Source organism: Serinicoccus shuyuelongi, from assembly GCF_045032955.1.
Classification (GTDB): Bacteria; Actinomycetota; Actinomycetes; order Actinomycetales; family Dermatophilaceae; genus Ornithinicoccus.
In genome coordinates this window covers 18317-31483 of the sequence record NZ_JBJFZU010000003.1, presented here as the reverse complement: position 1 = coordinate 31483, position 13167 = coordinate 18317, and the positions used below count along the sequence as shown (strand labels likewise).

Sequence of the window (13167 nt, the reverse complement as noted above, 5' to 3'; positions counted from 1 at the left end):
CCCCACGAGGACCGTGGGGCTGACCCCCGTGTGCAGGAGGCGGAACTCAGGACACAATGGGCACGTCACAGCCGGTGACGTCGTGTCCTGACGGGGGACGCAGGCACGCACCGACCTGCACCGAGGAGAGAGCATGACCGACCAGCCCCAGCCGCTCGCCGCACCCGAGCCCACGGCGGAGCCCCTGGTGCTCACCGCCCCGGCCGCGACCGAGCCGGTGACCAGCACCTCGGCCCCGGCGATGGCCCCCCAGGTCGACCCGGAGGCGATGCCCGCCCTGGACGCCAAGGTGGAGGCATACCTGAACGGCCTCACCCAGACGGAGACGAAGTCGCCGGAGTTCGCCCAGCAGGCCGCGGACGTGCGGACCATGGGTGACGCCGACATCCGCGCCGCCGCGGAGACCTCCAACCGGCTGCTGCAGTCCCCCGTGCGGGCCCTGCAGCAGGGTGGGGTATCCAAGGAGTCCAAGGTGGGCGCGACGTTGATGGAGCTGCGCCGCACCATCGAGGACCTGGACCCTGCGCAGGCGACCGGGGTGAAGAAGTGGTTCGAGCGGTTGCCGTTCTCGGACCGGCTGACGAAGTACTTCCAGAAGTACGAGTCCTCGGAGAAGCACCTGGACGCCATCCTGCATTCGCTGCGCAGCGGGCAGGACGAGCTGTCCAAGGACAACGCCGCGCTGAACATGGAGAAGCAGCAGCTGTGGGCGGCGATGGGACGGCTGAACCAGTACGTCTACATCGCCGAGCAGCTGGACGCCAAGGTGGCCGCCAAGATCGCCGAGCTCGACCAGAGCGACCCGGAGCGGGCCAAGGCACTGCGCGAGGACGTCCTGTTCTACGTGCGCCAGAAGCACCAGGACCTGCTCACCCAGCTGGCGGTCTCGATCCAGAACTACCTGGCCATCGACATCGTCATCAAGAACAACATCGAGCTCATCAAGGGTGTGGACCGGGCCTCCACCACCACCATCTCCGCGCTGCGCACAGCCGTGCTGGTCGCGCAGGCGCTGAACAACCAGCGGCTGGTCCTGGACCAGATCACCGCGTTGAACAAGACCACCTCGGCGATGATCGAGAGCACCAGCGTGCTGCTGCGCGACAACTCGGTGGCGATCCAGGAGCAGGCCGCCTCGGCCACCGTGGGGCTCGAGCAGCTGCAGGCGGCGTTCACCAACATCTACGCCACGATGGACGCGATCGACGAGTTCCGGGTCCAGGCCCTGGACGGGATGTCGCAGACCATCGGGGTGCTCGAGGGCGAGGTGGAGAAGTCACGGAGCTACCTGGACCGGGCCCAGCGCACCGACGCCAGGCTGGCCGGCGGCCAGCTCGACATCGGCGGCACCGGCGGGTCCGCCTCCGGGCGCTGAGATGGCGTTCTCCGCCCTGCTGGACCGGATGCTCGGGCGCTCCCCCGACGGTCCGGGCGAGGACCGGCTGACCCTGCCGCCGCCGCCCACCGCCCAGGACGTGTATGCCGCGCTGGACGCGACCGAGGCACTGCTCACCTCCGCGGCGCTGCCCTCGGTGGTGGTCGCCCGCGGCAACCGGATCATCGGCACCGTCCGGGACACCGTGCCCCGGCTGGAGAAGGTGAGCGGCAGCGACCTCGGCTACACGGTGGTGGCCACCGCCACGGACTACCTGCCGGAGGCCGTCGGGTCCTACCAGCGCCTGCCCCGGCGGTATGCCGACACCCGCCCGGTCGACGGCGCGAAGACGTCGCTGATGGTGCTGGTGGACCAGCTGGACCTGCTGGGGCTCACCATGGACCGGGTCTTCGACGCGGTCTACCGGCAGGACGCGCAGGAGCTGGTGGCCCAGGGGCGGTTCATCGCCGAGAAGTTCGGCTCCGCCGGGGCCGGGGGGTCGTTGCGGCTCTCGGAGGAGGACCACGCACCGGTCCCCGAGGCAGAACCGGAGAGCGGGGTCGCCCCGTTGGCACCACCGCAGGGAGGGAACGGATGAGTGAGCTGAGCGACGCGGTCGACCTGCTGGCGCGGGTCGGGCGGGAGGCGGGTCTGGACGAGCAGGGGGTGCGCGCCGAGGGGCAGCACCTGGCGGCGGCCGTGCTGGAGCAGCCCGGGCCGAGCAGCGCGCATACCGTGTGGGCGAGTGCCTTCGACCGACCCGCCAGCGACTTCTTCGGCGCGGTCCCCAAGGGGCGCCGGTATGCCTCGATCCCGACCCCGCTGCTGTCCACCCTGGTCGCCGAGCGGAGCACCCGGGCCGCCGGTTACGCGCAGGCGCTGGCCGACGTGGCCACCGCGGCCTGCACGATGCCCGGTGCCGGCCAGGTGAGCGTCGGCAGGGCCACCTCGGTGGCCCGGGCCCAGCTGGCCGCCGCCGGGGTGGCGTCCGCGCACGGCCCGGGGACGGCGACGTCCGGTCTCACCCCGCCCGGCGAGGCGTCGGGGGCACTGCCCGGGGCGGGCGGTCACGGCCTGCCGCGGACCCCGGAGGGGCTGGAGCTGTGGTCCGGGGACCTGCTGCGGCGCGCGCAGGAGCAGTCGGACCGGGTCCGGCAGATGCTGGGGCAACCACCGGCGACGCCCGGTGGGGTCGGTGGGCAACCACCGGCGACGCCCGGTGGGGTCGGTGGGCAACCACCGGCGACGCCCGCCGGTGCGGAGGCTGAGGCGACCGCTGACGAGGTGGACGAGGCGGTCGAGCAGGAGCCGGAGCGTTCCGTCGAGGAGCTGCTGGCCGAGCTCGACGAGCTCATCGGGCTGGACCGGGTGAAGGCCGAGATCCACCGTCAGGTCGCCGTCCTCAAGATGGATGCCCGGCGGCAGGAGGCGGGCCTCAAGATCGCGACGCTGACCCGGCACCTGGTCTTCGTCGGCAACCCGGGCACCGGCAAGACGACGGTCGCCCGGCTGGTCGGCGCCATCTACCGTGCCCTCGGGCTGCTGTCCAAGGGCCAGCTGGTCGAGGTCGACCGCAGCGAGCTGGTCGCCGGGTACCTGGGGCAGACCGCGGCCAAGACCGCGGAGGTGATGGCCAGCGCCCACGGCGGCGTGCTCTTCATCGACGAGGCCTACAGCCTGGGCGGCGACCAGTACGGCAAGGAGGCCATCGACACCCTGGTCAAGGAGATGGAGGACCACCGCGAGGACCTGGTGGTCATCGTGGCCGGCTACCCGCAGCCGATGGCGGAGTTCGTCGCCACCAACCCCGGGCTGGAGAGCCGCTTCCGCACCATCATCGAGTTCGAGGACTACACCGACACCGAGCTGTCCGCGATCCAGGCCCACCTGGCCGGGCAGATGGACTACGACGTCTCCGTCGACGCCCAGGAACGGTTCCGGGAGATCCTGGCCGCCACCCCGCGCGGGCCCAGCTTCGGCAACGGACGGTTCGCCCGGAACATGCTCGAGGCGGCCATCGGCCGGCACGCGTGGCGGCTGCGGGACGTCGAGGACGCCGAGGTGAGCGACCTGATGACCCTGCAGCGCCAGGACTTCGAGGACCGCGACGCCGTGGACCTCGCCACCGGCCCGGACGAGCCCGGGACCGGCGCCGACACGCCGTCGGAGGACCCACCGTGAGGACCCCCGGTCAGCAGCCCACCGGTGCTCCGGGACCGAGCACCACGACCTCGGCCACGACCCCTGCCACGACATCGAAGGCGACGGCGACCACGACCTCGCAGGCGACGTCCACCACGACCTCCACCCCACGGTTCCTGCGGGTGGCCCGCGCCGCGGCGGCCGCGGCGGCGCTGCTCACCGGGGTCGCCGCCACCGGCACCTTCTCCACCGGGGGCATCAACGCCACGCCGAACGTCATCGCGGGTGAGTGGACGGCGGCCGAGCAGGCCGGGGTGCGGGTCGCCGAGGCGGACCTGCTGGCCGCCACCCGGCTGGCGGCCGACGACCCGCAGCAGGACGTGGAGGCCTACGACGCCGCGGTCGGCCAGGCGAGCCGGGACCTGGGCAGGATGGGCGACCCCTCCGGCGACGCCGCGTCCGACTGGAGCGCCGCGGTGCTGGGCGCCGAACGTGCCGTGGCCGTGGTCGCCGAGGAGGGATCAGCCTCCGACCAGCTCTACGCGCCGTCCTCCGCGCTGGCGCGTGCCGCCGCCGCCCAGAGCGACGTGGTCGCCGAGCGGCACGCCGACGACCTGCTGACCGGGTCCCGGTCGATGCTCACCGCGATCGTCGGCACCCTGGGGACCCTGGTGCTGGCCGCGCTGCTCGTCCGGCTGGCGCTGCGGACGCGGCGCATCCTCAACGTGCCGCTGCTGGCGGCCACCCTGATCACCGGCGGCCTGACCTACCTCTCGGTGAACCCCTCGGCGCTGCCCCTCGACTACGACCAGCGGGTCACCGGGACCACCGACACCGCCCAGGCCCTGCAGACCGTCTACCAGGCCCGGCAGGCCCAGCAGGCCCAGGCCCTGGGTGTGGGCGAGAACTGGGACGCCGCCGCCGGCACCGCCACCACGACGCTCGAACGCCTCGACGACGACGACCTGACGCAGGCCTGGGACCGGGTGTCCGCGACCACCGCCGACCCGGAGGCGGTAGCGGCAAGCCAGCAGGACTTCGACACCGTCCGGGAGGAGCTGGACGCGATGTTCGCCGACCGCGTCGGTCGCGTCGCCGGCGAGGTGAGCGCGCCGGCCGTGATCACCTCGGGGATGGCGCTGCTGCTCGGGCTGGCCGGGGCCTGGCTGGCCTGGGCCGGGGTGTCCCAGCGGCTGCGGGACTACCGATGAGGGCAGCGGGCACCACCATCCAGGAGGGGGAACGATGAGCGAACGTCCGGGGGACGACGAGCAGCCGATGCTGGTGCTCGGCGAGGACCGGCCCGACGTCGAGGACACCACGGCGGAGCAGCTGCGCGAGCAGCAGGCCGAGCTGGAGCGGCAGCGGGCCAGGCACGCCCAGGAGGTGGCCCGGCAGCGGGCCAGGCACGCCGAGGAGGTCGCCCGGCAGCGGGAGAAGTCCCAGGAACGGCTGGAGCAGGAGCGCGAGGAGGCCGAGCGCATCCTGGCCCGGCGCCAGCGCGAGATCGACGACGCCGAGCGGCAGCTGCAGCGCACCGAACGGCGGCTGCGCCAGCAGGCGCAGCGGCTCGGGCGGGCGCACGAGGTGCCGCGGGTACGGCCTACCGGCGGCCGGTCGGCCGGGAAGGGCGGCAAGGGCAGGAAGGGCGACAAGGGCGCCGGCCGGGACACGGCCAGCAGCGGCGCGCGCGCCCTGCTGGCCGGCGCCCGGGCCGCCGCCGACGAGCGGGTCCCCCGGGCCGTCCCGGTCCTGGTGCTGCTCGGGTTGGCCTCCGCCGCCCTGATCGGCGGCACCGCCGCCACCAGTGCCACCCCCGCGACGGAGGAGGTCAGCAGCGTCACCAGCCGCGAGGAGGCCCGGGAGCTGCTCTACCGCTCGGCCCTGGCGCTGGACCGGGAGGTCCTGCTGGCCCTGGCAGGGCAGGACCTGCCCGCCGACGGCGACGGCGACCTGCCCTCGGTCACGCTGATCCAGGAGGCCGCCGACCTCCACCCGGACCTCGCGGACTACTACGTCGAGCGCCTGGAGGAGCACGCCGACGTCCTGCTGGACGGGGCGGGCGACACCCCGGTGCGCGCCGCCACGGCCTGGCAGGAGGCCAGGTCGATGACCAGCTACGCGGTCCCCCAGAGCCGGGTCACCGAGGACGTCGCCGCCCTGCCGTCCTCCGTTGCGGGCACCGTGCTGCTCTGGGGTGCCGCCGTCCTGCTCGCCCTGGCCGCCCTGGTGCTGGCCCTCGGGAGCTCGTGGGTGGCGGCCGTGCTCACCCTGCTCGCCCTGGTCCCGGCCGGCCTGGTGCTGGCGACCGACCCCCGGTTCGACGCGGCCTTCGCCGAGCAGTCGGAGCGCCGCACCGAGGCCGTGGACCAGGCGGACGACGTGCGCACCCAGGTGGGCCGGGATCTGGAGGTCGTCGTCGGGCTGCGGGCCCTGCAGTCCTACGAGCTGCCCTCTGACCGCTCCCCCGGCTACTGGGAGGAGAACGACCGCCTGCCGCCCGGCACCGAGGAGCTGGCCGCGGCTCGCAGCACGCTCGGCCAGGTGCTGGAGGAGGGTGGGAACGAGCAGGTCACCGAGGCCGCGCTGGCCGTCGTCGACAGCGGCGAGGAGGCGCTGGCCGAGACCGAGCAGCGCGCCGACGAGGCCCGGACGGCCCTGCTGGCGACCGCCCAGGACCGGAGCGACACGGGGATGCGCTGGGCGGCGGCACTGGCCGCCGTCGCGCTGCCGCTGGTCGGTCTGGGCGGGGAGTGGCTACGCCGACAGAGGAGGACCACATGAGCAGCACCTACGCCGTCGCACCGGCGGCACCCGGCTCGCTGGGCTCGGACGTGCCGGACACCGAGCTGCTGCGCTACCTGGACGCCATGCTGCACTGGAAGGACCGTCGGCGCACCGAGCTGGCAGCCCTGGACCAGGCGGCCCTGGAGCTCCAGGACCCCGGCGAGCGGGCCGCGGTCACCCCCGACGTGACGCTGTCGATGACGCTCTGGCAGGGGGTCGCGGACCGGTTGTCGCTGATCACCGCCACCTGGGACAGCGGCCGGGTCGGCGAGAGCGAACGTCGCCGGATCACCACCCTGGTCTGGGGCACCCTCGAGCAGCCGGGCTCGCGCGGCACCCAGTCGCTGGCGGTGTCGCTGCCCGAGGCGTGCCGGCTCTCGGACTCGCTGGCCTCCTCGCTGCGGTCCCGGCTGCGCCTGGACGGCGCCGACCCCGACCTGGCGGGACGCCTGCGGTCGTTGCGTCAACAGGTGGAGCGGATCGCCGACCAGGTGCGGCTGGTCCCGGGCTCGCGCAACGCGTCGGCCGCCGCCGCGCACGCGTCCCTGGACCAGCGGCTGGAGGACGTCACCGAGCGGGCCCGCCGCGGCGCCGACGTCGGTGGCCTGCTCGGGCCCCTGGAGTCCCAGGCCGCGACCGTCGAACGTGACCTCATCGTGGCCGCCTCCGCGCGCGCCCACGCCAAGGCCGACCATGCGCAGGCGACCCGCGAGGTCGCCGAGCTCACCGCCCGCGGGCAGGCCGTCCGGGCCCTCGCCGGACGGACCCGCGCCCAGGTGCGTCCGGCACCCACCCTGGCCGTCCCCGACGCCGCCGCCCTCGGTGCGGTGCCGGGGGACCCGGAGGAGCTGACGGCATACCTGACCCGGCTGGAGCGGGTGGAGCGGGCGCTGACGATGGCGCACGGGGAGTATGCCGCCGCGCTCGCCCGGCGTGACGACCTCGCCGAGCGCGCCGCCGCGGTCCGTGACCGGCTGACCGGACCGGCGGGTGACGGGGACGACGGAGATCCCGACGACCCCGACGACCCTGCCGCCGTCGCGATGTCCGGCCTGGTCCGCCAGACGCAGGCCCTGCTCGCGGCCACCCCGACCGACCTGACCCGCCTGGAGGCCCTCGTCCAGGCGCAGGAGACCTTCCTCCGGACGATGGGAGCGCCCTCATGACCGCCTGCCTGGAGCCCGGGTGCACCGGCGCCTACGAGGACGGGTGGTGCAACGTCTGCGGCTCCCCCGAGCCGACCCAGTCCCCGGTGGCCGCGACCCCGTTGGACCCCTCCGAGAGTGCCGACGGGACCGACGCCGCCGCGTCCTCGCGGTCGCGACCGGACGGGAACGACAGGCAGGACGGACAGGCGGGCACCGGTGGATCCGACACGTCCGGTGCGCCCGCCTCCTCCGGTGCGCTTGACGGGGACGGCTCCGGTGACGCCGCTGCGGGCTCCGCCCACATGGTCGCCACCCCCGCCCCCGGCCAGACCAGGCAGGCGGTGCGGGCGGCGACGGTGCGACGGCGCCGTGCCGACGCCGGTCGCCGGTCGCGGCTGGGGCTCGGCCTCACCGACGTCCCCGACATCCCGCTGAGCGACCCGGCCGAGAAGGTGCTGACCGACCCGGCGGTCCCGGAGGACCGGCGCTCCTGCCCGGCCTGCGGTGCGCGGGTGGGCCGCGGCGCGGGTGAGTCCCAGGGCCGTCAGCAGGGGTTCTGCCCGCAGTGCCGGGCCCCCTACTCGTTCACCCCGAAGCTGGCCCCCGGTGACCTGGTCGCGGGGCAGTACGAGGTGGTCGGGGCGCTCGCGCACGGCGGCATGGGCTGGATCTACCTGGGCCGGGACCGCAACGTCTCGCACCGGTGGGTGGTGCTCAAGGGCCTGCTGAACACCGGTGACGACGACGCCCTGGAGGCCGCGGTCGCCGAGCAGCAGTTCCTGGCGCAGGTGAAGCACCCGCTGATCGTCGAGATCTACAACGTGGTGCAGCACGAGGGCGACGCCTACACGGTGATGGAGTACGTCGGTGGCCGCTCGCTGAAGCAGCTGCTGCAGGACCGGATGCGCGAGGCCCGGGGCTACACCCCCTTCCCCGTGGACCAGGCCCTCGCCTACGTCATCGAGACGCTGCCGGCCTTCGGCCACCTGCACGACCTGGGCCTGCTCTACTGCGACTTCAAGCCGGACAACCTGATCCACGAGCGGGACGGGGTCAAGCTCATCGACCTCGGTGGGGTGCGCCGCCAGGACGACCTGAACTCCCCCATCTACGGCACCGTCGGCTACCAGGCACCGGAGGTCGCCGAGGTCGGGCCCTCGATCGCCTCCGACATCTACACCATCGGCCGGACGCTGTGCGTGCTCACCTTCGAGTTCCGCGGCTACCAGAGCGAGTACGAGCACTCGCTGCCGCCGATGTCGCAGATCCCGGCGTTCACCGAGCACGACGCCTTCTACCGGCTGGTCGCCCGTTGCTGCGCCCCCGACCCCAACGACCGGTTCCTCACGGTGGAGGAGCTGCGCAGCCAGATGATCGGGGTGCTGCGCCAGGTGGTGGCGGCGCAGGGCACCGGCGGCCCGGCCACCATGTCCGCCCAGAGCGCCGCCTTCGAGCCGCCGCTGTCCACCGGCGAGACGCTCGCGTGGTGGGAGCTGCCCGAGCTCAAGCGGGACGACACCGACCCGATGCTGGACTGGATCGCCGGGCACTCCGCCGCCGACCCGCAGTCCACCTTCGACGCGTTGCGCGCGGCACCCGAGCAGACGCCCGAGGTGCACCTGGCGCGGGCCCGGGCCGGCATCCGGGTGGGACAGCGCCCCTGGGTCGACGACGCGGTGCGCGGGCTGCTGGGTCACGACCCGTGGGACTGGCGCGCCTCCTGGGTGCGGGGCCTGTGGGGCCTGTCCCAGGCGGAGGGCGAGCAGGCCGCGACCCTGGCGCAGGAGGCGGCAGGACACTTCGCGGCCGTCCGGGACGCACTGCCCGGGGAGGTCGCTCCCCGGCTGGCGCTGGCCCTGTCCACCGAGCTGGGCGGCTACAGCCGGGCCGCCGAGCTGGACTACCAGCGGGCCTGGCGCACCGACGCCGGGTATGTCGCGCCCGCCGCCTTCGGGCTGCACCGGGTCCGGCTGGGTCGGGACGACGTCCCGGGGGCGATCGACGCCCTGGACTCGGTGCCGCCGAGCAGCCGGGCCCACCCGCGGGCCCGGTGGCTGCGGGCCGAGCTGCTGCGCGGCCGTGGCAGCCTGGCCGACCTGCGCGAGGCGGTGCACTCGGTGCGCCGGCTGACCCTGGACCCCCGGCAGCGGGCACAGTTCAGCGCCACCCTCTACGAGCAGGCGCTGCAGCAGGTGACCGCGCACGGTGAGCAGCCGGACTGGCGGCTCGGCGAGGTGCCGGTGACCCGGGAGGCCCTCCGGCGAGCGCTGGAGCGGGAGTACCGGGTGCTGGCCGACTACACCCCGGACCCGCAGGAGCGGGCCCGGTTCATCGACCGTGCCAACGCGGTCCGTCCCTGGAGCTGGATATGAGCGAGAGCAACGGCCGCCCCGAGGATCCGGAGGTCGCGGAGCAGCAGACCGCGGAGCAGGAGGTCACGGAGCGGGAGACCACGGAGCCGGAGACCACGACCCCGGAGCACGAGGCGCAGGAGGCCGAGCCGTTCAGCGAGGGCCCGCCCCCGCTGCCGGAGCCGATGCTGGTGCTGGACGGCGACCTGCCGCCGGTCACCGAGCAGAGCGAGGACGCACCTCTCGACCACGGCACCTGCGCGGCCTGCGGCGGCGCCTTCGACGAGGACGGCTGGTGCACCCGCTGCGGCGAGCGCCGGCCCGACCCGCGGGACCACTACAGCGAGGCGCCCGCCCCGCACGCGGCCGGGGTCTGCGACCGGGGGGTGCGGCATACCGAGAACCAGGACTCGCTGGCGGTGCTGGCCGACATGGGCTCCCCCGGCGAGGCGGCCCTGGTGGTCTGCGACGGCGTCTCCAGCGCCCCGCGCTCCGGCGAGGCGAGCCTGGCGGCGGCCGCGGCGGCGGTCCGGGAGCTGGCCGACCGTTCGACCCCTGCCCGGGACCGGCTGGCGCGGGCCGCCGCGGCCGGGTCGGCCGCCGTGTCCGAGGTCGGCCGGCAGGTCCCCGACGGGGCACCGTCCTGCACGTTCGTGGCCGGGGTGCTGGAGGAAGGCGTGCTGACGGTCGGCTCGGTGGGCGACAGCCGGGCGTACTGGTTCCCCGACGAGGGCCCCGGCGTGCTGCTGACCACCGACGACTCGATGGCGGAGGAGCAGATCCGGGCCGGGATGAGCCGGGTCGAGGCCGAGACCGGTCCGTTGGGGCACACGATCACCCGGTGGCTGGGCCCGGACGCACCCGACCACCGCCCGGCGGTCACCGTGCAGGAGGTCGGGACTCCCGGCTGGGTGGTGCTGTGCAGCGACGGGCTGTGGAACTACGCCTCCGAGGCGTCCGACCTGGAGCGGGTGCTGCGCACGGAGCTGTCCCGCACCGGGCAGCAGCCGTTGCCGCTGGCGGAGGCGCTGGTCGCCTGGGCCAACGGGCGGGGCGGCATCGACAACGTGACGGTCGCCCTCGCCCGGGTGGAGGGCACCAGGCAGGATGGACGACATGTCTGAGTTCACGTCGAGGGTCCACCAGAACGAGTTCCTGCCCGACGGCGGCACGGACGTGCACGGCATCGTCTCGGTCACCTGCACCGGGGCCGGGACCGTGGCCCCGATGAGCAGCGCCTCCGGCGAGGCCGGGGAGATCATCATCGTCGACGTCTCCGGCTCGATGGACGTGCAGGGCGTGCAGGCGGCGGCGTATGCCGCGTCGGCCGCGCTCGACCAGATCGTCGACGGCGTGTGGTTCGCCATCGTCGCCGGGAACCACGAGGCGGCCCTGTGCTACCCCAGCACGACGGCCGCCGCGATGGCGCAGATGTCGCCGCAGACGCGGCTGGAGGCCAAGCGGTCGCTGCAGCGGCTGGTGCCCGGGGGTGGCACCGCCATGGGCCGGTGGCTGCTGGCCGCGGCACAGCTGTTCGGGACCGTGCCGGCGCTGTCCAAGCGGCACGCCATCCTGCTCACCGACGGGGCCAACCAGCACGAGACCCCGCAGGAGCTGAGCTGGGCGATCGAGCAGGTGCGGGGCCGGTTCCAGGCCGACTGCCGCGGGCTGGGTGCCGCGTGGCAGGTGGCCGAGGTGCGCCGGATCGCGGAGGCGCTGATGGGTGGCGTCGAGCTGATCCGCACCTGGGACGGGCTGAGCGAGGACTTCGCGGCGCTGATGCAGTCGTCGATGGGCAAGGGGGTGAGCGGGACCGAGCTGCGGGTCTGGGCGCCGCAGGGGGCCGAGGTGCTCTTCGTCAAGCAGGTCAGCCCCACCCTGGAGGACCTGTCCGCGCGGCGGACCGAGGTCAACGCCCTCACCGGCGGCTACGACACCGGGGCCTGGGGGGACGAGACGCGGGACTACCACGTGGCGGTCCGGCTGGCCCCCAAGGCGCTGGGCCAGGAGCAGCTGGCCGCCCGGGTCCAGCTGGTCGTCGGCGGCGAGGTGCGCACCCAGGGGCTGGTGAAGGCGGCCTGGTCGGGTGACAGCGGGCTCACCGCGCAGATCAGCCCTGAGGTCGCGCACTACACGGGGCAGACCGAGCTGGCCTCGGCGATCCAGGAGGGGCTGCGGGCCAAGTCGCTGGGCGACGACGCCACCGCCACCTCGCGGCTGGGCCGCGCCGTGCAGCTGGCGCAGGAGACCGGGGACGCCGGTGCCACCTCGCGGCTGGCCCGGGTGGTCGACATCCAGGACGCCGCGACCGGGCGGGTGCAGCTGCGCCGCCACGTCGACAAGCTGGACGAGATGGAGCTGGACACCGCCTCGACGAAGACGACCCGGGTGCGGCCCAGCTGATGGCGACCTGTCCCGAGGGCCACGACAGCGAGGCGAGCGACTACTGCGACACCTGCGGGTCGCCGATCGGTGCCGCGCCGGGGCCGTCCGGAGACGGTCCGGAGGGCGCGAGCACTCCCTCGGAGGCCTCCGGGGCGTCCCTGCTGGACCTGGGACCGGCGGTCGCGACCCTGGACTGCCCGCACTGCGGGGCGGTCAACCTGGCGGACGCACTGTTCTGCGAGGCCTGCGGGTACGACTTCACCACCGGTGCCCTGCCGATGGGGGCCGAGCCGGAGCCCGAACCAGAGCCCGAACCAGAGCCAGAGCCGGCGGTGGCTGCGGAACCTGAGGTCGAGGTCGAGGTGGAACCTCCACCCGAGGTCCAGCCCGACGTCGACCCGGAACCGCAGCCCGTACCGGACCCGGAATCAGCACCAGAACCGAAACCGGAACCAGAACCGGAACCAGAATCCCGACCGGCACCGGAACCGGCGGCGGCCGCCGCGCACCCCCGGCCGCGGCATACCCCGCCGTCGCGCGACCTGGCCGACACCTGGGTGGTGGAGGTCTGGATCGACCCGGACTGGTATGCCGTGCAGCAGACCGAGGAGGCGTGCCCCAGCGCCGGGGTGCCCGACGTCGTCACCGTGCGCCGCAACGTGGTCGTCGTCGGTCGCCCGTCCGGCAGTCTGGGCGGACGACCGGACGTGGACGCCGGCGCCGACAGCGCCGTGTCCCGCCGGCACGCCCAGCTGACCAGCGACGGGCGGCGCTGGTGGATCGAGGACCTGGGCAGCAGCAACGGCACCTTCGTCGGAGTCGTCGGCGAGCCGCTGCCGACCGTGGCCCTGACCCCTGGGCAACGGGTCGAGATCGACCGGGACGACCGGATCTACGTCGGCGCCTGGACCCGGCTGGTGCTGCGCCAGGCCACCGAGTCCGAGCGCCGCGGCGAAGGGTGAGGACGTCGGCGGCGTGC

Annotated in this window: 10 protein-coding genes; all 10 read left to right on the top strand. The window is 74.3% G+C overall.

What is annotated here, in order from left to right; translation table 11 throughout:
- Positions 1 to 133: 133 nt before the first annotated feature.
- The 10 genes from ACI3EY_RS04640 (at position 134) to ACI3EY_RS04595 (ending at position 13150) form a co-directional block, all read left to right on the top strand.
- Complete coding sequence (locus tag ACI3EY_RS04640; RefSeq protein WP_405039574.1) at positions 134 to 1375, top strand: toxic anion resistance protein; 1242 nt, start codon at positions 134 to 136, stop codon at positions 1373 to 1375.
- Position 1376: 1 nt separating this feature from the next.
- On the top strand, positions 1377 to 1973 hold the full coding sequence (locus tag ACI3EY_RS04635) for a hypothetical protein (RefSeq protein WP_405039573.1): 597 nt from the start codon (positions 1377 to 1379) through the stop codon (positions 1971 to 1973).
- Positions 1970 to 3556 (top strand): AAA family ATPase, encoded by a 1587-nt coding sequence (locus tag ACI3EY_RS04630; RefSeq protein WP_405039572.1) that lies wholly within the window; start codon positions 1970 to 1972, stop codon positions 3554 to 3556. The genes ACI3EY_RS04635 and ACI3EY_RS04630 overlap by 4 nt, the downstream gene beginning before the upstream one ends.
- Positions 3557 to 3699: 143 nt before the next feature.
- The gene (locus ACI3EY_RS04625; protein WP_405039571.1) at positions 3700 to 4728 is read left to right on the top strand and encodes a hypothetical protein; all 1029 of its coding nucleotides are present in this window, start codon (positions 3700 to 3702) and stop codon (positions 4726 to 4728) included.
- 34 nt (positions 4729 to 4762) lie between these two features.
- Positions 4763 to 6301, top strand: coding sequence for a hypothetical protein (locus tag ACI3EY_RS04620; protein WP_405039570.1), 1539 nt, complete (start codon positions 4763 to 4765; stop codon positions 6299 to 6301).
- Positions 6298 to 7470, top strand: coding sequence for a hypothetical protein (locus tag ACI3EY_RS04615; protein WP_405039569.1), 1173 nt, complete (start codon positions 6298 to 6300; stop codon positions 7468 to 7470). The genes ACI3EY_RS04620 and ACI3EY_RS04615 overlap by 4 nt, the downstream gene beginning before the upstream one ends.
- Positions 7467 to 9824 (top strand): serine/threonine-protein kinase, encoded by a 2358-nt coding sequence (locus tag ACI3EY_RS04610; RefSeq protein ID WP_405039568.1) that lies wholly within the window; start codon positions 7467 to 7469, stop codon positions 9822 to 9824. Before ACI3EY_RS04615 ends, ACI3EY_RS04610 begins: the two co-directional genes overlap by 4 nt.
- Positions 9821 to 10927 (top strand): PP2C family protein-serine/threonine phosphatase, encoded by a 1107-nt coding sequence (locus ACI3EY_RS04605; RefSeq protein ID WP_405039567.1) that lies wholly within the window; start codon positions 9821 to 9823, stop codon positions 10925 to 10927. Before ACI3EY_RS04610 ends, ACI3EY_RS04605 begins: the two co-directional genes overlap by 4 nt.
- Complete coding sequence (locus ACI3EY_RS04600) at positions 10920 to 12206, top strand: hypothetical protein (protein WP_405039566.1); 1287 nt, start codon at positions 10920 to 10922, stop codon at positions 12204 to 12206. Before ACI3EY_RS04605 ends, ACI3EY_RS04600 begins: the two co-directional genes overlap by 8 nt.
- On the top strand, positions 12206 to 13150 hold the full coding sequence (locus tag ACI3EY_RS04595) for an FHA domain-containing protein (protein ID WP_405039565.1): 945 nt from the start codon (positions 12206 to 12208) through the stop codon (positions 13148 to 13150). The genes ACI3EY_RS04600 and ACI3EY_RS04595 overlap by 1 nt, the downstream gene beginning before the upstream one ends.
- Positions 13151 to 13167 lie beyond the last annotated feature (17 nt).